Origin of the sequence: Acidisoma cellulosilyticum, from assembly GCF_020621385.1 — a bacterium.
Classification (GTDB): domain Bacteria; phylum Pseudomonadota; class Alphaproteobacteria; order Acetobacterales; family Acetobacteraceae; genus Acidisoma; species Acidisoma cellulosilyticum.
This window is the reverse complement of the sequence record NZ_JAESVA010000002.1, coordinates 96,764-114,590: the sequence shown is the minus strand read 5'-3', so window position 1 is coordinate 114,590 and position 17,827 is coordinate 96,764. Positions and strand designations below refer to the sequence as shown.

Here is a 17,827-nt window from a genome sequence, read left to right as displayed (position 1 = left end):
TCGGTGGCCACTGATAAAGCGCAGAATGTTCAGGACGTGTTCCTGAACCATGTGCGAAAGAACAAGACGCCGGTTACGGTGTTTCTGGTGAACGGTGTGAAGCTGCAAGGCATCATCACCTGGTTTGACAACTTCTCCGTCCTGCTGCGGCGGGATGGGCATACCCAGCTCGTCTACAAGCACGCGATCAGCACCGTGATGCCGGGCGCGCCGATCCAGCTCTTCGATCCGGTCGGAAAGCCTGAAGGGACTGCCGCTACGCCGTCCCGTGACGTGCTTTCGGTCGGCGGCGCATCGGCCGCGTATGAGTGAACGGGTCGCTGGCGGCGCCCCGACAAGGGCTGCCGTCATCCTGCCTTGGGAACGGGAGGAGGTCTCTGACAGCCGCCGTTCCGCAGAGGCGCGGCTTGCCGAGGCCATGGGCCTCGCCGCGTCCATCGGCCTGGTCATCGTGCATTCCGCCATCATGCCGCTGCGCCGCCGCCGGCCGTCCGCCCTGCTGGGCGAAGGCCAGGTCGAAATGGTGCATGCCGACCTGAAGACGCATGAGGTCGACCTCGTCGTCATGGATACGGCGCTGAGTCCGGTGCAGCAGCGCAATCTAGAAAAGGCCTGGGGCTGCAAGGTGATCGACCGGACCGGCCTGATCCTTGATATCTTTGGTGAGCGTGCGCGCACCAAGGAAGGCGCGCTGCAGGTCGAGCTGGCGCATCTGGATTATCAGCGGTCCCGGCTGGTGCGGTCCTGGACCCATTTGGAGCGTCAGCGGGGTGGCTTCGGCTTCCTCGGCGGCCCCGGTGAGACCCAGATCGAAGCGGATCGCCGCATGATCGCGGTGCGCATGGCCAAGCTGAAGCGCGAGATCGAGGAGGTGCGCCGCACGCGCGGGCTGCACCGGGAAGCGCGGCGCCGCACGCCTTACCCGATCGTCGCTCTCATCGGCTATACCAATGCCGGTAAATCGACGCTGTTCAACGCGCTGACGGGTGCGACCGTCCACGCCCAGGACCAGCTTTTCGCGACGCTGGACCCGACCATGCGCACGATCGCGCTGCCCTCGGGCCGGCCGGCGATCCTATCCGATACCGTGGGTTTCATCAGCGATCTGCCGACCGAGCTGGTGGCCGCCTTCCGCGCGACGCTGGAAGAGGTCGCCGAGGCCGATATCATCCTGCATGTGCGCGATATCGCCCATCCCGATACGGCCGCGCAGAAGGCCGATGTGCTGGGCGTGCTGAATACCATGGTGCGCGACGGCGGCCTGGACGCGGATTGGCCGCGCCGCACGCTGGACGTGCTCAACAAAGCCGATCTTCTGGGTGGCATCAGCGCTGTGCCGGGGATGGTGGAAGGTGGCGCGGCCGTGCCTATCTCTGCCTTGAGTGGAGAGGGGCTGGATCTGCTGCGCGTCGTGATTGACGAGCGGCTGGCGAGTGCCAAGGAAGTGGCCTCTTTCGATATCCCTGTCTCGGACGGGGCAAAGCTCGCCTGGCTCTACCGTCATGGGGAGGTGCTGGCGCGGGAAGATCAGGAGGAGGCGATCCGCTTGACTGTTCGTATGCTGCCCGCCGATCGGGCGAAATTCGAGGCGATGTCTGGAGTAGGGGCATGAGGGGCCTGTCGGCCGCCCAGCTGGCGGAGCTGTGGGGCGTCATGCGGGAAGCGGCGGCGCAGGAAATCCTGCCCCGTTTCCGTCAGTTCGATAGCTGCGGCGTGCGCACCAAATCCGGTCCGCTGGATCTGGTGACGGACGCGGATGAGGCGGCGGAGCGTTTCATCACGGCCCGCATCCACAAGCTTTTCCCCGGTGCGCTGGTGGTGGGCGAGGAAGCGACGGCGGCCGATCCGTCTTTGCTCACCCAGATCCGCGATGCCGATCTCGCCTTCGTGCTGGACCCGATCGACGGCACGGCGAATTTCGCCGCCGGCCTGCCGCTGTTCGGCGTCATGGCGGCCGCGATCGTGCGGGGCGAGATCGTCGCCAGCATCATACATGACCCGATCGGCGATGACGCCGCACTCGCGTTGCGGGGGGAGGGCGCGTGGATGGAGAAACCGTCCGGCGGCCGCACAGACCTTAAGGTCGCGGACAGCGTGCCGGTGGCGCAGATGACCGGGGCTTTCGGCTGGCGCTATATGCCGGAGCCGCAGCGGACGACGCTGCTGCACAATCTGCCGCGCGTCGCGACCAGCTGGGACTATCGCAACGCGGCGCATGAATACCGGCTGCTGGCGCAAGGCTTCGCCCATGTGGCAGTTTTCGCGCGCATGATGCCCTGGGACCACGCACCCGGCTGGCTGATCCATCGGGAGGCCGGCGGTTATTCCGCGCGGCTGGACGGCACGCCCTATACGCCTTGCGAGACGACGGGCGGTATCATCCTCGCGCCCGACCGCGCGGCCTGGGACTTGGTGCGCGCGCTGATCGGGTAGGGGCACCAGCGCCGCCGCTTTGAAGCCAAAGGCGGCGCTGCCCGAGCGCTGACCGGCGTCGCCCCGCGCCCGGTCAATCCATCGCCATATGCGTCTCGCCCGGCTCGGCGGGCTTCGGCGCAGCCTTGGGCTTGCGCATCAGCAGCAGCAGGAACAGGCAAGGCACCGAACTGATCATCAGCGCCTTGAAAGCATCGCCATAGCCGATGATGCTGGCCTGGCGCTGGATCATCGCGTCCATCTGCTGCGCACCCAGCGACGTCGTCGGGTCAAGCATGCGCATTGCATTAGTGGTGAAGGGATGCGCGAAGGGCGTGATGAACCAGCTCAGCACCGCATGCTCGTATTGCGACATCTGCGTCACGATGGCTGAGCTGACCGAGGTGCCGATCGCCATGCCGACGTTACGCGTCAGGCTCATCGCCGCAGCGCCGTCGCCGCGCAGCGCCGGGTTCAGCGTCGCGAAGGCGATCATCTGCAGCGGCATGAAGACCGCGCCGATACCGAAACCCTGAACGACGATGACGGTGATGATCCAGTTGCTGGACACGTCCGGCGTCCACAGCGTCATCCAATACAGCGACAGCAACAGCAGCACGATGCCGACCAGCATCTGCAAGCGCACGTCGACCTTGGTGCCCAGGCGCCCGCAGATCATCATCGCGGCCATGGTGCCGAAGCCGCGCGGCGCCATCTCCAACCCGGCCGAGCGCACGGAATAGCCGGAGAGGCGCTGCAAATACGGGGCCAGCAGCGCCGAACTCGACAGCAGCACAAGCCCGACCAGGAACATCATCAGGATCGCGCTGAGCATATTGCGGTCGGTGAAGATGCCTTTCGGCAGCAGCGGCTTGTTCGACGTCAGCATATGGACGGTGAACAGATAGAAGCCGAGCGCCGCGATCACCGTTTCGCAGATGACCTCGTTCGAGCCGAACCAGTCCTTGGTCTCGCCACGGTCGAGGGCGAGCTGCAATCCAGCCAGCGCGATGCCGAGGATGGCGAAACCCGTCCAGTCGAAGCCCGGCACCGGCTTGTCGTCATCCTTGCTCATGAAGATGATGACGCCGATCGTCGCCAGAATGCCGAAGGGCAGATTGACGAAGAAGACGTAGCGCCAGTTATAGAGATCGGTCAGATAGCCGCCGAGCGTCGGGCCCAAAATGGGGCCCAGCATGACGCCCATGCCCCAGATCGACATCGCCGATCCGCGCTTCTCGATCGGATAGATATTGAGCAGTGTCGATTGCGACAGCGGCACCAAGGCCGCGCCGAAGACGCCTTGCAGGAAGCGGAAGATCACCATTTCGCCGATGCTGCCGGCGACACCGCACAGCATGGATGTGACGGTGAACCCGATCAGGCTGACCGTCAGCACGTTCTTGGTGCCGAAGCGCGCACTCATCCAGCCGACCGGCGCCGTCATGATGGCGGCGGCGACGACATAGGAGGTCAGCACCCAGTTGATCTGGTCGGAATTGGCCGAGAGCGTGCCTTGCATATAGGGCAAGGCGACATTCGCGATCGTGCTGTCCAGCGCCTGCATCAGCGTCGCCAGCATGACGCAGATGGTGACGATGGTCCGCGTCAGCGGCGTGATGCGCTCATGCAACGGAATGGGATTGGCGACGGTCGCGGACATTGTCTTGCTTTCGCGCGCTTACCAGAGATCCGAGAAATGGCGCTTATGTCCGGTATCGACCGAAACCTCGACGCTCATGCCCGCACGCAGCGGCAGATCCTTCGGCCCGCCGGTGATCTTCACGCGCATCGGAATACGCTGCACGACCTTCACCCAGTTGCCGGAGGAGTTTTCGGCCGGCAGGAGGGAGAATTGGCTGCCGGACGCCGGTGAGATGCTGTCCACGATGCCGGTCCATTTCGCGCCGGGATAGGAATCGACCGTGATCGTTACCGCCTGGTTCGGCCGCACATTCGTAAGCTGCGTTTCCTTGAACTGCGCCGTGACCCAGACATCGTCGGTGGAGACGATGCCGAAGGCGGAGGCGGCGGCCGTCAGATACTGGCCGCGCTGGAGGTTTTCCACATTCGTCACGATGCCGTTGAAGGGCGCGCGGACGATGGTGTGGTCAAGCTGGCGCTCCGCTTCCGCGACATCGGCCTGAGCGCTGAGGTAATCCGGCAACTGCTCGACCGGCGTGGTGATATCCCCGCCCAGTTTGGCGAGCTGCGTCTTGGCCTGTTCCTGCAAGGATTCCAAGCGCGACTGATCGGCCATCAGCTTGAAATGGGCGTCGTCATATTCGGCGCGGGTGACGCCGCCGCTATGGATGAGCGAGGCGTAGCGGCCGAAATCGGCCTGGTCCTGCGCGACCTGAGCCGAGGCCGTATCCACGTCCTTCAGCATACGCTGATAGTCTTCCTTGGAGGCGTTCAGCGTCTCCGCGGTCTGGGCCAGCTTGGCCTTGGCGCCGTCCACCATGATCTGGAAATGATGCTCGCCGAGATGGAACAGAACCTGGCCGGTCGTCACATGCTCGCCCTCATGCACCAGCACGCGGGAGACGATGCCGGAAACATCGGTCGTGGCATTCACTTCGGCCGCCTGCACATAGGCGTCATCGGTCGAGATATACTGGCCGCCGGTCAGCCAGACATAGCCACTGCCGACGATGACGACGGCAATGCCGCCCAGCATCAGGATCGGGCGCAGGACGCTGCGCTTGCGGCGCGCCGGCTTGGTGGGCGTCGACTGCGCGGGCGGCGGGGGCGGGGCGCTGGCTTCGGCCTTTCTGGCCTCACCGGCATCGGCCGTGGTGCGATCGCGCGTAGAGATCTGGTTCATGCTCAGACTGCTGCTTTGGTGCTGTCGGTTATGGGCTGCGGGAAGCTGTCGCCGCCCTTCAGCGCGTGGGAAACATTCGTTTTGATCCGCACCATGCCGGCCCGCATGGTGGCGATGGTTGTATCGTCAATGCCCTGGCCGATCATCGTGACGATTTCGCGGCGGCGTTCGGCCAGTTCCGCCAAGACAGGCTCGGCGGCGGGCAGCAGTTGCAAGCGCCAGACGCGACGGTCCTGCTCGTCCGGCACCCGTTCCACCAGGCCGTGGCTTTCCAGCCGGTCGACCAGGCGGCCGACCGTAATCGGCTCCACCGCCATCATCTGGGCGAGGTCTTTCTGCGAGAGGCCGGGATTTTGGGCGAGCTTGATCAGCAGAACCCATTGCGCCTTGGACATGCCGCGCGTCCGCGCAATGCGATCGGCATAGACGCCGATCAGCCGCGCGATATCGCCGATGAGGAAGAGGACATCTTCCTCCTGGGGGTAATTGGCCATCGCGAGATATTATAACGCCTGTTATTATATCGATAGATGCGATGCGGTTATGAGCACTCTAGCAACGATGTTATGAATGACATTGCCGAGACAGACGGAGACAGGGGGAGGGGCATGCGCTGCTGGCCCTTGCCCCGAGGGCTATCGATGATGTTTCTGGCCGCGCAAGAGCGGAGTGAAGATCCATGAGTGACGGTCGGCTTGTTATCGGCTCGCGTCGCTATTCCTCCTGGTCCATGCGGGGCTGGCTGCCCGTCGCGGCCGCAGGGCTGGACGTGTCGGAAGTCGTCATTCCTCTCCAGGGTGGCCAGACCGAGGCCGTGAAGGCGCAGTCGCCGAGCGGTCTGGTCCCTTATCTGGAGCATAACGGCGCCCGCATCTGGGAAAGCCTTGCGATCATTGAATATTGCGCGGAGTTCGACCAGACGCTTTGGCCGAAAAAGCGCCGTGCGCGGGCCTTGGCGCGGGCCGTCGCCGCTGAGATGCATGCGGGTTTCCGCGCGCTGCGTCAGGCCATGCCGATGAATCTCGGCCGCGACGATTACGCCGGCCTTGGCCAGACGGAATTCGCGCTGGACGATATCGCCCGCATCGAACACATCTGGGCGGAAGCCAAGGCCGAATTCGGCGAGGGCGGGCCCTTTCTGTTCGGGGAGCGTTTCACCGGCGCCGATATCATGTTCGCGCCGATCGTCGCGCGGTTCCTCACCTACCAGCCGCCGCTCAAGACCACGAGCCAGGAGTATTGCGAGGCCGTGCGCCAGCATCCGCTGGTCGATGCCTGGTACAAGGCCGCCGCCGAAGAGCCGGACGAGTGGAAGATCGAGAAATACGAAAACCTGCGCTAAGCCCCGGGAAAACCGGACCGACAGGAAGGGCGCTGCGGCGCCCTTTTTTGTGGCTTGATTATAGAATGATCATTTCCTAATGTCTTCTCATGAGCCAGAAAACAAACCTGACCCAAGCACGGACAGCGGGCCGCCCGCGCAGCTTCGATATGGCGGACGCGGTGAACCGCGCGGTCCTCGTCTTCAGGGAGCGCGGCTATCAGGCGGCTTCGATCGATGTCATCAGTCGCGGCACGGGGCTGACCGTCGGCAGCCTCTACAAGGCTTTCCGCGACAAGAAGGACATTTTCGCGGCGGCCTTCGCCCGCTACCTGGAAGAACGCCAGACGACCGTCACCGCGCGACTGGCCGGGGTGGAGACCGGGCGGGCGCGTATCGCGACCTTGCTCGACCTCTATCTGGAAGCCGCCAGCGGCGCGGAAGGCCGGCGCGGCTGTCTGGTGGTGGCCAGCCTGGCCGAGGCCTCGGGGCTCGACGCGACGCAGCGGGCCGCCTTGGCGGAGGCTATCGGCGCGAATGAAACGCGGCTGTGCGATCTGCTGCGCGAGGGGCAGTCGGACGGCTCCGTTCGGCTGGATCTTGATGTGCCGGCGGCCGCCGATGTGCTGCTCGCTTTGCTGCAGGGCATCCGGGTTCTGGGCAAGCTGCGCGAACCGCGCGACCGCATCGGCTTCATCGCCATGGCCCTGAAAACGCTCGACTGAAACCGACGGAAAGGAATGGATCATGCGTGATCGTGCGGCGGCGCCCGAAGGCTTTGCCCATCATTTCGAGACCGTGCGGGGGTTGCGCCTGCATTACGTCGCGGGCGGCGATGACCGGGCGGCGCCCTTGGTTCTGATCGCGGGCTATCCGGAAAGCTGGTACGCTTGGCGGCGCGTGATGCCACTGCTGGCCGGGCGCTTCCGGGTCATCGCGATCGATCTTCCCGGCCAGGGCGATTCCGACAAGCCGGCGGACGGCTATGACACCGGAACGATTGCCGAGATCCTGCATGACCTGTTGCGGCAGATCGGCCTGTCGCGGAACGGCTATGGGCTCGTCGCCCATGATGTCGGCGCCTGGGTCGCCTTTCCCTATGCGCTGCGCTTCTCGTCCGAGGTGACTCGGCTGGTGCTGATGGATGCCGGCATTCCGGGCGTGACCCTGCCGGACAGCCTGCCCACGGCGCCCGACCGCGCCTGGCGGACCTGGCATTTTCCCTTCCACGCCATCCCCGATCTGCCGGAACTGCTGATCGCAGGGCGGGAGCGGGTCTATCTCGACTGGTTTCTGCGCCGGAAGGCGGTCGATCCCTTCAGCTTCAGCGAAACCGATCTCGATGAATATGAGCGCATCTTCACCCAGCCCGGCGCCTTGCGGGCGGGGCTGGCCTTCTATCGCGCCGCGTCCCTGTCAGCCGTGCAGAACCATGCGCTCGCGGCCCAGGGCAAGCTGCCGATGCCGGTGCTCGCCCTCAGTGCCGATCAGGGCTCGATCCCGGATATGGCGGAACCGCTGCGCCCCTATGCCGCCGATATCAGCGGCGCGCGCCTGACTCGCTGCGGGCATTTTCTGCCCGAGGAACAGCCGCAGGCGGTCGTCGATCACCTGCTACGCTTCTTCGGCTAGCGCTAACGGACGTTGATCAGCCCGACCCCGACCAGAATGAGCAGAATGCCGCTCCATTGCCGCGCCGTCAGCCTTTCCTTCAGCAGCGCGAAGCCGAGGATCGCGGTGATGGTGCTGCAAAGCGAACTCAGCACCGCGACGATGGCGACCTGCCCGGTCGCGAGGCCGAGGGCGAGGCAAAGAAAAGCGAAGCCGGTCAGGGTGCCATAGCCGAACGTATAGGGCATCAGCCGGGCGGGTGGCGGCATCAGATTATGGCGCCGGACCGTGGCGACCGTGATGGCAAGCAGGATCGAGGATAGCGAACCGATCCAGAGCGGCGCCACCGGCCCCATATGCGGCATCACGAAACGCCCTTGCAGCCAAAGCGCGGTGCCGTAGCCGAAGGCGGCCAGCACCGCCCAGCCGATGCCAGCGCCACGATGATGAGGGTCGGTTGTGCGGGCACCGCGCCGCATGGCGGTGACGGCGATGCCGAGCACGGTCAGCGCAATGCCGATGGCGGCCGGCAGCGCCAGATGCTCCCCCGTCAGCACGGCCAGGACGGTGGAGACCGCGCCATAGCTCGCGACCACCGGGACGACCAGGGACAAAGCGCCGACGATCAAGCCGCGCACCATCGCGTAGTTCGACACCGTATTGATGGCGGCCGCCAGAAGGGCGAGACCCCAATAGGCATGGGGTGCGGCCAGGGCCGGATGGCGAAAGGCCGGGATGAAGATGAGGCAGACGGAAAAGATCAGGCAGCCGGGGATCTGGCCATAGAAGGTCGAGCGCCAGGGGCCGAGCCCCCGCGCGGAGAAGCGCGCCAGAAAATCCGCGACACCCCACAGAATCGCGGCGAGCAGCCCCAATGTGATCGCCATGGCACCTGCTAGCGAGGGGCCGGATGGCTGTCATCCGGTGGCCAATGCAGGGCGGACGCGCGCCAACCCCTTTCTCTTCTGACCTAGTCATGCTCTAGGCACAGAGGATCTAGAGAGAACTGCGTGTTGAATATGCAGGCTGTGGCGATGACGGGCAGCGGCAGCCCCAGATATCTGCCGGCAAGATGCGTCGTCATCCTGGCGGTCGCCATCGCCATGGCCGGCAGCAGCGCGCCTTCGCCGATCTACGGCCTTTATCAGCAGCATATGCATTTGAACCATATGATGCTGACCGTCATTTACGGCGCCTATTCGCTCGGCACGGTGGCGGCCTTGTTCCTGCTCGGCCGCTTGTCCGATCGCATTGCGGATCGCCGCGTGCTGCTGATCCTGGCGCTCGGCTGTTCGGTCCTGGGCAGCGTGCTGATGGCGATCGCGGGCTCCGTGCCGCTGCTGCTCGTCGGTCGTTTCTTTGCCGGCATGGGCACGGGCTGCATCATCGGGCCGGCGACCGCCGCTTTGGTGGAACTCGATCCCCTGCGGGATCGCGTGCGGGCCGCCGTCATGGCGACCGTCGCCGTCACCGCCGGCATCACGAGCGGCATCGTCATCACGGCTGCCGCCTTGGAAGCCAATTTCATCCCAACGCTGCTGGCCTTTCTGACGATCATCGTCGTCTCCGGCGCCGTCATCGTCATGCTGCTTCTGGTGCCCTGGGCGCCGCGCGATGTGCTGCCCGCGACGGCCCATCATTCATCCCCCGCCAAACCCTCGATGGCGCTGATGATCCGCGAGGCCGGGGTCGGATTCTGGATTTCCTGCGCCGGCATGGTGACGGCCTGGATGGTTGGCGGCTGCTTCCTGGCGCTCGGCGCGATCTTCGCCCGCCAGCTGGCCGGCATTCGCGACCCGGGCATGGCGGCGCTGACGGTCGCCGGGTTCCAGATCGTGGCCGGCTGCGTTCAGCTCGGCGGCCGCAATATGCCGCCGCGCCGGCTGCTGATGGCGGCGGCAAGCTGTTCGATCATCGGGCTGACGCTCGCGACGCTCGGGGCTGCGGTCGGGTCGGCGGCGTTATTCTGTCTCGGCGCGCTATTCACGGGCATGGGCTATGGCGGCGGCTTCTCGGCCTCCGCCGCCATCGGCAATCGCAGCGCCCCGGCGCGCGCGCGGGCGGCCATCGTCTCGCTCACCTATATCGCGGGCTATCTGGGCAATCTGTTTCCCGTCATCCTGCTCGGCGTGATCGCCGACCATTTCGGTCTTTTCGCGGCGATCACGGTTTTGACGGTCGGCGCGGCGGCCTTGGGCATCTCCCTCATTCTCGCCGTGCGCCGGTTGCCCGCAGAGAGCTAGAGCCTGTCAGGTTTCAATAAATAATACGTCATCCGCGGGCTCGTCCCGCGGACCTACCCGCCGCGGCGCCACATCGGCGTCTGGGCGCCGGAACGGGTAGACCCGCGGCATGAGGCTCGGCCGGACAGGCCGCGGGCGACGGACTTGGGGGCGTTTCCAACTAAACCTGACGGGGCTCTAACCGCTGAGGCGGCCCAGCATGTCGCGGCAGGCGTCCGCCACAGAATCGGGCGCTTCGAGCGGCGATAGATGGCCCGCGCCGGCGTTGACCCGGAACTTCGCCTGCGGCAGCTGCGCGGCATAGAGGGCGCGCAGGCGGTCCGGATTTTCGACCTTGTCGGCCGCGCCGACCAGAATGGTGACAGGACCGTCGAAAGCGCTCAGCCCCTGGCCAAGATCGGCGACCATGCCCGTCTCGGGCCAAGCGCGTTTCGCGCCGTCCGCGCCGCCCAGCGTATCCTCCGTCACCATGGCGCGGTCCTCGTCCGACAGCGGGCCATGGGTCAGCACGCCGATCGCCTGAGCGACGCCTTCGGCTGATTGGTAGGACGCCAGCATCGCCGCCCGGATTTCGGCTGGGACCGGCATGGGCGCGGTGGGGGCAGGGGCGACCAGCACCAGCCCGGCCAGACCCGGAAGCCCGCGCATCGCGAGCATCTGTGCGACCTTGCCGCCCATGGAGTGACCGACCAAGGCAAAGCGTGTCAGTCCCTTGGCCGCGATCACCGCCCCCACATCATCGGCCATGGCGTCCAGATCATAGCGCTCGTCATTCGCGACGGAGGCGCCCCAGCCGCGCAGATCGGGCATCAACAGATGCGCGTCGCCCAGGCGCGCGGCGACATGCCGCCAGGTGCGGCCGGAACCACCCCAGTAATGCAGGAAGACGAGCGCGGTCTTGCCCGATCCCTGTTCGGTCAGCGCGATCTTTGCCCCGGCCGTTTCGATGATGTCATGCATGATCCAACTCCTTGCTTGCGGTCATCGGAAGATGCATCCGGATGTGAAAACTGATAATCAGCCGTCTGTCAGATACGATCAGAACTGAGGATAGGTAATGGCCTTGGATCGGCTGACCGGCATGGCGGTGTTCCGCACGGCCGTAGAGGACGGCAGCCTTGCCGCGGCCGGGCGTCGGCATGGGCTTTCCGCCGAAATGGCCGGGCGTCATCTGCGCGATCTGGAGACGCGGCTCGGCCTGCGCTTGCTCAACCGCTCCACGCGCCAGCTCAGCCTGACGGACGCCGGACGGGTCTATCTGGCGCGCTGCATCGCGGTTCTGGACGAGATCGCGGCGGCGGAGGCCGAGGTCGGCGCGCAGCAGACCGAGCCACGCGGCCTGCTGCGGGTTGCCGCACCGCTCGCCTTCGGCACCGGCGCCCTGGCGCCGGCCGTCCATGCCTATATGGCCCGCTATCCGGACGTGACGCTGCAGATGGATCTGTCGGAGCGTGGGGTCGATCTCCTGGGCGAAGGGTTCGACCTCGCGCTGCGTCTCGGCACCTTGCCGGATTCCGGGTTGATCGCCCGGCGGCTCGCGACCTTTCCGCTGCTGATCGCGGCCAAGCCCGGTCATCCGCCGATCCGGGTGCCGGCCGATCTCTCGGGGCAGGAGATGCTGATCTACAGCCAGACCGCGACGCCGGACCGGCTGGCGCTGACAGGGCCGGACGGCAAGGTTGAGAGCATTGCCGTAAGCGGTCGGGTTCAGGCGAGCGATATCGGCTTTCTGCTCGAACTGGCCTTGCTGGGCCAAGGGCTGCTGGTGGCGCCGGCTTTCGTGGTTGAGCGTGCGATCGCGGAAGGCCGGCTGGTGGCGGTTCTGCCCGATTGGCACCTGCGCGATCTGCCGCTGCATGCGCTGGTGCCGCATCGCGCGCTGATGGCTGCCACCTTGCGCAGCTTCATCGACAGCATGGCCGCCTGGTTCGGGCCTAAAACCTGAGGGTCGCCAGCGCTTGCCGCGTCGCTTCGGTCAGCGGCGCGGGCAGGTCATCCAGCGCGAACCAGCCGAGACCAGCCAGCGCCTCCGGCTCCATCAGCCTGGGCTCGCCTTCGAAGCGGTCCACGCGATAGACCGGCGCCACCCAATGCTCCCCGGCTGCTTCGTCGATCTGGTTGACGATGCATAGCAAATGGCGGGCTTCGATGCGGATGCCGAGTTCCTCGGCAATTTCGCGCGCAACGGCGTCTTCCACGCGCTCGAAAGGATCGACCTTGCCGCCGGGCAGGCCCCAGCTTCCGGCCTCCGGTGCGCGGCGGCGCTGCACCAGAAGCAGAAACCCGTCCTTCAGAATGGCCGCGCCGCAGCCGACCCTAGGCAGGGACAAGGGAAGTTCAGGCCGCTTTCGCGAGATTGGTATGCACGGCGAAGGGCGCTTCGGTCTTTGCGCGCACGTCTTCCACCGTCACGCCGGGCGCAAGATCGACCAGCGTCAGTCCCGGACGACCGACATCGAAGACGCAGAGATCGGTGACGATAAGGTCGACCACGCCCTTGCCGGTCAGCGGCAGGGTGCATTCCTTGAGGATTTTCGCCTCGCCCTTGGCGGTATGTTCCATCAGCACGACGACGCGCTTGACGCCGGCGACAAGGTCCATCGCACCGCCCATGCCCTTGACCATCTTGCCCGGCACCATCCAGTTCGCAAGGTCGCCGTTCTCGGCCACCTGCAGCGCGCCGAGGATGGAGAGGTTGATATGTCCGCCACGGATCATGGCGAAGCTTTCGGCGCTGTCGAAGAAGCTGGTCGTCGGCAGTTCCGTCACCGTCTGCTTGCCGGCGTTGATGAGGTCGGCGTCTTCCTCGCCCTCATACGGAAACGGTCCCATGCCGAGCATGCCGTTTTCGCTATGCAGGATGATCTGCATACCGTCGGGGATGAAATTCGCCACCAGCGTCGGGATGCCGATGCCGAGGTTGACGTAGAAACCATCCTGCAATTCCTGGGCGGCGCGGGCCGCCATCTCGTCACGTGTCCAGGGCATCGGCTGTCTCCATGATCGAAAGTTTTTGCTTCTTTTTTCAAAAAGAAGCGCCTCCGTTCTTTTTTTAAAAAAAGAACCAAAAAACTTTTGTACTTTAAGCGGCGCGCTTGCGCACGGTGCGCTGCTCGATCCGCTTATCGACCGCATCCAGCTTCACGATCCGCTGCACATAGATGCCGGGGGTGATGATATGGTCGGGGTCGAAGGTGCCGGGCTCATACAATTCCTCGACCTCGACCACCGTTGTCTTCGCAGCCGAAGCCATCATCGGATTAAAATTGCGCGCGGTCTTGCGGTAGATGAGGTTGCCCTCGGTATCGCCCTTCCAGGCGTGGATGACGGCCAGATCACCGAAAATGCCGCGTTCCATGACAAACCAATTGCCGTCGAACTCCCGCGTCTCCTTGCCCTCGGCGACCGCCGTGCCATAGCCGGTGCGGGTGAAGAAGGCCGGAATGCCGGCGCCGCCGGCGCGAATACGCTCGGCCAAGGTGCCCTGCGGGTTGAATTCGATTTCCAGTTCGTTCGCCAGGAACTGCTGCATGAACAGCTTGTTCTCCCCCACATAGGAGGAGACCATTTTCTTGACCTGCTTGGTTTCCAGCAGCACGCCCAGGCCCACGCCGTCGACGCCGGCATTGTTGGAAACGATGGTGAGGCCGGTCACGCCGGCTTCGCGGATGGCCGCGATCAGCGCGCTCGGGATACCGCAAAGGCCGAAGCCGCCCGACAGGATCAGCATGTCGTTGCGGAGGAGCCCGGCCAGGGCCTCCGTGGCGCTGGCATGAACCTTGGACAAAGCCATCAGCTAACTCTCCCGTCTAATGCCCGCCTTTCCGGCGGATAGTATTTCAGCAGGTAGACCATCACCGCGATGGAGGGAAGCGTTGCGAGCGCCGTCATGACGTAGAAGCCGTGCCAGCCGAGCGTGGGCACCATAAAGCCCGACAGACCGCCCACGGTGCGGGACGCGAGGGCGGCGATCGAGGACAGAAGCGCATATTGGGTCGCGGTATGCGCAAGCGAACAGAGCGACGACAGGTAGGTAAGGAAGGCGGCATCGGCCAGGCCTTCCGCGAAGGATTCCACCACCGCCGTCGCCGTCAGCATGTGGTGGCTGCCGGCCGAATAGGACAGCAGCACATACATGAACATGCACAGCGTCTGAAAACAGCCGGTGATGAGCAAAGCGCGCCCGGTGCCGATGCGCGCCACCAGCCAGCCGCCGAGCAGCGCGCCGATCAGCACGGCTGCGAGCGAGATCGGGCCATTGGCGACGGCAACCTGCACGCGGTCGAAGCCCAGATGCCGGTAGAAGGGCACCAGCATGGTGCCGGCCAAAGCCTCGCCCAGGCGAAACAGCACGATGAACAGCAGGATCACGATCGCCCCGCGCCGGCGGATGAATTCCTGCAGCGGCTCGATCACCGATCGCGCGAAGCGCTGCGCGAAGGAGGTGTGGCCCGCCAGCATATGGGCGACGGTCGCGTCCGGCACCGGTTCCCGCGCCAACAGCGTGACGACGGGTCCGATCAGCGTCAGCGCGGCCATCACCGCGAAGACGCCATGCCAGCCGATATGCCCCACCAGCGCGATGGCGCCGGAGCCCGAGACCAGCATGGCCGCGCGATAGCCCCAGACATAGCCGGCGAGCGCCGTGCCTTGCCGCGCCTGCGGGAAGGTCTCGATACGCCAGGCGTCGATGATGGTGTCCTGACTGGCCGAGCAGAAGGCGAGGATGGCGGCGAAGACGATGAGCAGGGCCGGGGCCGTCGGGTTGCCCAGCACCATCAGCAGGCAGGACAAAGTGAGCAGCGGCTGCACCGCCATCAGCCAGCCGCGACGCCGGCCGAGGCGACGCAGGAAGCCCGGCGCGCCATTATCGAAGACCGGCGCCCAGAGGAATTTCAGGGAATAGGCGAGGCCGATTTCAGCGGTCAGGCCGATCAGCTTGAGGCTGACATTCCCCTCCGACAGCCAATAGCGGAGCGTAAAGCCTGAGAGCAGCAAGGGCAGGCCGGAGGCGAAGCCGAAGCCGATCATCAGCCAAAGCCTGGGATCGGCCAGCATGGCAGCGAAGGTCGGGCGGGTGTCGGCGGGCAGGGTCGCGGATTCGATCATCCGCCCAAGGTGTCACGGCCGGGTGAAAGCCGGAAGCGCTTCCGTCGCTCACACCCCCTATCGTCGCCCAAGCACGAAGCCATCACCACGCCCGCACCTTCCTACCGTCGCCCGCGGCCCCCTACCGTCGCCCGCGCACGTGTTGCGCCGGTCTACCCGTGCAGGCGCCATATCGGCGTCGCGACGCCCCGGCGGGTAGATCCCCGGCATGAAGCCGGGGAAGACGATAGGGGAGGTCGTGGGCGGCAAAAGTAGCGAGGGACGATTACGGATAAAGCGCCGCATCTCCCTATTCTTCGTCGCCCGCGCACGTGTTGCGCGTCTGGACAAGGCGATATCTGATCGCCGCGACAGAACTATTCATCGTCGCCCGCGCACGTGTTGCGCGGGTCTACCCGTTCAGGCGCCACATCGGCGTCGCGGCGCCCAAGCGGGTAGATCCCCGGCATGAAGCCGGGGAAGACGATAGGGGAGGCCGTGCGCGGCAAAAGTAGCGGGAGCCGATTGCGGATAAAGCGCCGCATCTCCCTATTCATCGTCGCCCGCGCACGTGTTGCGCGGGTCTACCCGTTACGGCGCCACATCGGCGTCGTGGCGCCCCGGCGGATAGGTCCCCGGGACAAGCCCGGGGAAGACGATAGGGGAGGTCGTGGGCGGCAAAAGTAGCGAGAGACGATTACGGATAAAGCGCCGCATCTCCCTATTCTTCGTCGCCCGCGCACCTGTTGCGCGGGTCTAACCGCCCAGGCGCCACATCGGCGTCGCGGCGCCGCAGCGGGTAGGTCCCCGGGACAAGCCCGGGGAAGACGAAGAAGGTGGCAGGCGGCAAAAGTAGAGCGCCCGAAAAGTAGAAGGCAACAATCGTCGAGAAAGCTCAGCTCTTCCAGCCGCCGCCGAGGGCCTTGTAGAGCGTCACCAGATTCTGCTGCTCGGACAGCTGCAGGGCGATCAGGTTCAGCTTGGCGCTGAACAGCGATTCCTCGGCCACCAGCACCGTCAGATAGGCATCGATCCCCGCCTTGAAGCGCATGGAGGAGAGATCGTAGTTCTTCTGATCCGCCGCGACCAAGGCCTGCTGGGCCGCGATCTGGTCGGCATAGGTGTCGCGGGAGACCAGCGCGTCGGACACATCATGGAAGGCCGTCTGGATGGTCTCCTGATAATCCGCGATCTCCACCCGCTTCTCGACCTTGGCGATGTCGAGATTGGCGAAGTTGGACCCCGCGTTGAAGATCGGCACGCTGACCTGCGGCTCGAAGAGCCAGCTACCCTGGCCGGCACCGAACAGATTGTTCAGCGCGCTGCTCGCCCGCCCGCCGCTCGCCGTCAGCGTGATCGACGGGAAGAACGCCGCCCGCGCCGCGCCGACATTGGCATTGGCGGCAAGCAAGGTGTGCTCGGCCGCGCGGATATCCGGCCGCCGCGCCAGCAGATCGGACGGCACGCCGGCGGACAGGGCCGGGAAGGTGGGTTCGTCGGAGAGGAAATTCACGGCCTCCATCCGCTGCTCGACGTCGCCGGGGATCGGCGCGCCGACCAGCAGAACCAGCTCGTCCATGTCTTCCGCGACGGCGCGCTGATATTGCGCCACACTTGCCTGCGCGGTGCGCAGCGTGACTTCGGCCTGCGCCTCGTCCAGCGCGGTGTCGGTGCCATTGGCCAGCAGAAGCTGGGTCAGACGCACCGAATCCGCCTCGCTCTTTACCGTATCCTGCGCAACCGCCAGGCTTTGGCGGTCGGCGAGCCAGGCGAGATATTCCGAGACGACCTCGGCCTCCAGCGTCAGCTGCGTGCCGATCGCCGTCTGCTCATTGGCGAAGGCGGTTTCCTTGGCCGATTTCGCCTTGCTGCGGATCGCGCCGAACAGGTCCAGCTCCCAGGACAAGGCTTCCGCGCCCAGGCTGTATTCGCGGACATTCTGCTGACCTGTCGTGCCGACGGTGTCACCCGGCGTCTTCGACGCCTCATACCCCGCATTGGCGTCGATGGCCGGGAAAAGGCTCGCGCGGTCGACCCCGTACTGTGCCTCCGCACTTTGCACGTTCAGCGCGGCCACGCGCAGGTTGCGGTTGTTCTCCAAAGCGAGACGGATGAGGTCCTGCGCCACCGGATCGGTGAAGAATTGCGACCAGCCGAGATCGCCGGCGGTCGCCCCGCCGATCGCCCCGGCGGACTGGCCGGCGGGACCGGCCGGCCAGGTGGGTGCGACCGAGCTGTCCGGCCGGTGATAGTCCGGGATCAGACTGCAGGCGGAAACGGATAGTAGCAGCAGGCTGCTCAATCCAAGGCGACGAATGCTCATGC

The 17,827-nt window shown here is 65.4% G+C and carries 18 protein-coding genes; 8 read left to right on the top strand and 10 right to left on the bottom strand.

Annotated elements, in window-relative coordinates; translation table 11 throughout:
* The first annotated feature begins 3 nt into the window (after positions 1–3).
* From hfq to ACELLULO517_RS04885, 3 genes are read left to right on the top strand one after another with little or no spacing between them, the layout of a single operon-like run.
* Positions 4–312, top strand: a complete 309-nt coding sequence (gene hfq, locus ACELLULO517_RS04895; RefSeq protein ID WP_227306190.1) for an RNA chaperone Hfq — start codon at positions 4–6, stop codon at positions 310–312.
* Positions 305–1,612: a GTPase HflX gene (hflX, locus tag ACELLULO517_RS04890; RefSeq protein WP_227306189.1), complete on the top strand. Its 1,308-nt coding sequence runs from the start codon at positions 305–307 to the stop codon at positions 1,610–1,612. The genes hfq and hflX overlap by 8 nt, the downstream gene beginning before the upstream one ends.
* Positions 1,609–2,433, top strand: a complete 825-nt coding sequence (locus ACELLULO517_RS04885) for an inositol monophosphatase family protein (RefSeq protein WP_227306188.1) — start codon at positions 1,609–1,611, stop codon at positions 2,431–2,433. The genes hflX and ACELLULO517_RS04885 overlap by 4 nt, the downstream gene beginning before the upstream one ends.
* Before the next feature lie 73 nt (positions 2,434–2,506).
* On the opposite strand, the gene ACELLULO517_RS04880 is transcribed toward ACELLULO517_RS04885, so the two are convergent.
* From ACELLULO517_RS04880 to ACELLULO517_RS04870, 3 genes are read right to left on the bottom strand one after another with little or no spacing between them, the layout of a single operon-like run.
* The gene (locus tag ACELLULO517_RS04880; protein ID WP_227306187.1) at positions 2,507–4,075 is read right to left on the bottom strand and encodes a DHA2 family efflux MFS transporter permease subunit; all 1,569 of its coding nucleotides are present in this window, start codon (positions 4,073–4,075) and stop codon (positions 2,507–2,509) included.
* Positions 4,076–4,093: 18 nt separating this feature from the next.
* A complete protein-coding gene (locus ACELLULO517_RS04875) occupies positions 4,094–5,239 on the bottom strand; it encodes an HlyD family secretion protein (RefSeq protein WP_227306186.1) in 1,146 nt (381 codons plus the stop codon).
* A gap of 2 nt (positions 5,240–5,241) precedes the next feature.
* Complete coding sequence (locus ACELLULO517_RS04870) at positions 5,242–5,733, bottom strand: MarR family winged helix-turn-helix transcriptional regulator (RefSeq protein ID WP_227306185.1); 492 nt, start codon at positions 5,731–5,733, stop codon at positions 5,242–5,244.
* Positions 5,734–5,918: 185 nt separating this feature from the next.
* On the opposite strand from ACELLULO517_RS04870, the gene ACELLULO517_RS04865 reads away from it, so the two are divergent.
* The 3 genes from ACELLULO517_RS04865 (at position 5,919) to ACELLULO517_RS04855 (ending at position 8,192) form a co-directional block, all read left to right on the top strand.
* Positions 5,919–6,581: a glutathione S-transferase gene (locus tag ACELLULO517_RS04865; protein WP_227306184.1), complete on the top strand. Its 663-nt coding sequence runs from the start codon at positions 5,919–5,921 to the stop codon at positions 6,579–6,581.
* Between the two features lie 89 nt (positions 6,582–6,670).
* Entirely contained in the window at positions 6,671–7,285 is a 615-nt protein-coding gene (locus ACELLULO517_RS04860; protein WP_227306183.1) for a TetR/AcrR family transcriptional regulator, read from the top strand.
* Between the two features lie 22 nt (positions 7,286–7,307).
* Positions 7,308–8,192, top strand: a complete 885-nt coding sequence (locus ACELLULO517_RS04855; RefSeq protein WP_227306182.1) for an alpha/beta fold hydrolase — start codon at positions 7,308–7,310, stop codon at positions 8,190–8,192.
* Between the two features lie 2 nt (positions 8,193–8,194).
* Here ACELLULO517_RS04855 and ACELLULO517_RS04850 read toward each other — a convergent pair whose 3' ends face one another.
* The gene (locus ACELLULO517_RS04850) at positions 8,195–9,058 is read right to left on the bottom strand and encodes a DMT family transporter (protein ID WP_227306181.1); all 864 of its coding nucleotides are present in this window, start codon (positions 9,056–9,058) and stop codon (positions 8,195–8,197) included.
* Between the two features lie 132 nt (positions 9,059–9,190).
* Here ACELLULO517_RS04850 and ACELLULO517_RS04845 point away from each other — a divergent pair, with 132 nt between their 5' ends.
* The gene (locus ACELLULO517_RS04845; protein WP_227306900.1) at positions 9,191–10,414 is read left to right on the top strand and encodes an MFS transporter; all 1,224 of its coding nucleotides are present in this window, start codon (positions 9,191–9,193) and stop codon (positions 10,412–10,414) included.
* A gap of 177 nt (positions 10,415–10,591) precedes the next feature.
* Here the strand turns inward: ACELLULO517_RS04845 and ACELLULO517_RS04840 are convergent, their stop codons facing one another.
* A complete protein-coding gene (locus ACELLULO517_RS04840) occupies positions 10,592–11,374 on the bottom strand; it encodes an alpha/beta fold hydrolase (RefSeq protein WP_227306180.1) in 783 nt (260 codons plus the stop codon).
* 97 nt (positions 11,375–11,471) lie between these two features.
* Here ACELLULO517_RS04840 and ACELLULO517_RS04835 point away from each other — a divergent pair, with 97 nt between their 5' ends.
* Positions 11,472–12,359 (top strand): LysR family transcriptional regulator, encoded by an 888-nt coding sequence (locus tag ACELLULO517_RS04835; protein ID WP_227306179.1) that lies wholly within the window; start codon positions 11,472–11,474, stop codon positions 12,357–12,359.
* Here the strand turns inward: ACELLULO517_RS04835 and ACELLULO517_RS04830 are convergent.
* The 5 genes from ACELLULO517_RS04830 to ACELLULO517_RS04810 all read right to left on the bottom strand — a co-directional run bounded on the left by ACELLULO517_RS04830 (position 12,349) and on the right by ACELLULO517_RS04810 (position 17,825).
* Entirely contained in the window at positions 12,349–12,744 is a 396-nt protein-coding gene (locus ACELLULO517_RS04830; RefSeq protein ID WP_227306178.1) for an NUDIX hydrolase, read from the bottom strand. The genes ACELLULO517_RS04835 and ACELLULO517_RS04830 overlap by 11 nt on opposite strands.
* A gap of 7 nt (positions 12,745–12,751) precedes the next feature.
* Positions 12,752–13,402 carry a CoA transferase subunit B gene (locus ACELLULO517_RS04825; RefSeq protein ID WP_227306177.1) on the bottom strand — a complete coding sequence of 217 codons (651 nt, stop codon included), beginning with the start codon at positions 13,400–13,402 and terminating at the stop codon, positions 12,752–12,754.
* Between the two features lie 94 nt (positions 13,403–13,496).
* A complete protein-coding gene (locus ACELLULO517_RS04820) occupies positions 13,497–14,207 on the bottom strand; it encodes a CoA transferase subunit A (protein WP_406566238.1) in 711 nt (236 codons plus the stop codon).
* A complete protein-coding gene (locus ACELLULO517_RS04815) occupies positions 14,207–15,523 on the bottom strand; it encodes an AmpG family muropeptide MFS transporter (RefSeq protein ID WP_227306176.1) in 1,317 nt (438 codons plus the stop codon). Before ACELLULO517_RS04815 ends, ACELLULO517_RS04820 begins: the two co-directional genes overlap by 1 nt.
* Before the next feature lie 874 nt (positions 15,524–16,397).
* Positions 16,398–17,825 carry an efflux transporter outer membrane subunit gene (locus ACELLULO517_RS04810; protein ID WP_227306175.1) on the bottom strand — a complete coding sequence of 476 codons (1,428 nt, stop codon included), beginning with the start codon at positions 17,823–17,825 and terminating at the stop codon, positions 16,398–16,400.
* Between the last annotated feature and the right edge of the window lie 2 nt (positions 17,826–17,827).

Coding starts and splice junctions, on each gene's coding strand:
- ACELLULO517_RS04885 (WP_227306188.1), top strand. CDS start 1,609: ATGAGGGGCCTGTCGGCCGCCCAGCTGGCGGAGCTGTGGGGCGTCATG.
- ACELLULO517_RS04845 (WP_227306900.1), top strand. CDS start 9,191: ATGCAGGCTGTGGCGATGACGGGCAGCGGCAGCCCCAGATATCTGCCG.
- ACELLULO517_RS04880 (WP_227306187.1), bottom strand. CDS start 4,075: ATGTCCGCGACCGTCGCCAATCCCATTCCGTTGCATGAGCGCATCACG.
- ACELLULO517_RS04850 (WP_227306181.1), bottom strand. CDS start 9,058: ATGGCGATCACATTGGGGCTGCTCGCCGCGATTCTGTGGGGTGTCGCG.
- hflX (WP_227306189.1), top strand. CDS start 305: ATGAGTGAACGGGTCGCTGGCGGCGCCCCGACAAGGGCTGCCGTCATC.
- ACELLULO517_RS04825 (WP_227306177.1), bottom strand. CDS start 13,402: ATGCCCTGGACACGTGACGAGATGGCGGCCCGCGCCGCCCAGGAATTG.
- ACELLULO517_RS04865 (WP_227306184.1), top strand. CDS start 5,919: ATGAGTGACGGTCGGCTTGTTATCGGCTCGCGTCGCTATTCCTCCTGG.
- ACELLULO517_RS04840 (WP_227306180.1), bottom strand. CDS start 11,374: ATGCATGACATCATCGAAACGGCCGGGGCAAAGATCGCGCTGACCGAA.
- ACELLULO517_RS04835 (WP_227306179.1), top strand. CDS start 11,472: ATGGCCTTGGATCGGCTGACCGGCATGGCGGTGTTCCGCACGGCCGTA.
- ACELLULO517_RS04810 (WP_227306175.1), bottom strand. CDS start 17,825: ATGAGCATTCGTCGCCTTGGATTGAGCAGCCTGCTGCTACTATCCGTT.
- ACELLULO517_RS04815 (WP_227306176.1), bottom strand. CDS start 15,523: ATGATCGAATCCGCGACCCTGCCCGCCGACACCCGCCCGACCTTCGCT.
- ACELLULO517_RS04820 (WP_406566238.1), bottom strand. CDS start 14,207: ATGGCTTTGTCCAAGGTTCATGCCAGCGCCACGGAGGCCCTGGCCGGG.
- ACELLULO517_RS04855 (WP_227306182.1), top strand. CDS start 7,308: ATGCGTGATCGTGCGGCGGCGCCCGAAGGCTTTGCCCATCATTTCGAG.
- ACELLULO517_RS04875 (WP_227306186.1), bottom strand. CDS start 5,239: ATGAACCAGATCTCTACGCGCGATCGCACCACGGCCGATGCCGGTGAG.
- ACELLULO517_RS04860 (WP_227306183.1), top strand. CDS start 6,671: ATGAGCCAGAAAACAAACCTGACCCAAGCACGGACAGCGGGCCGCCCG.
- ACELLULO517_RS04870 (WP_227306185.1), bottom strand. CDS start 5,733: ATGGCCAATTACCCCCAGGAGGAAGATGTCCTCTTCCTCATCGGCGAT.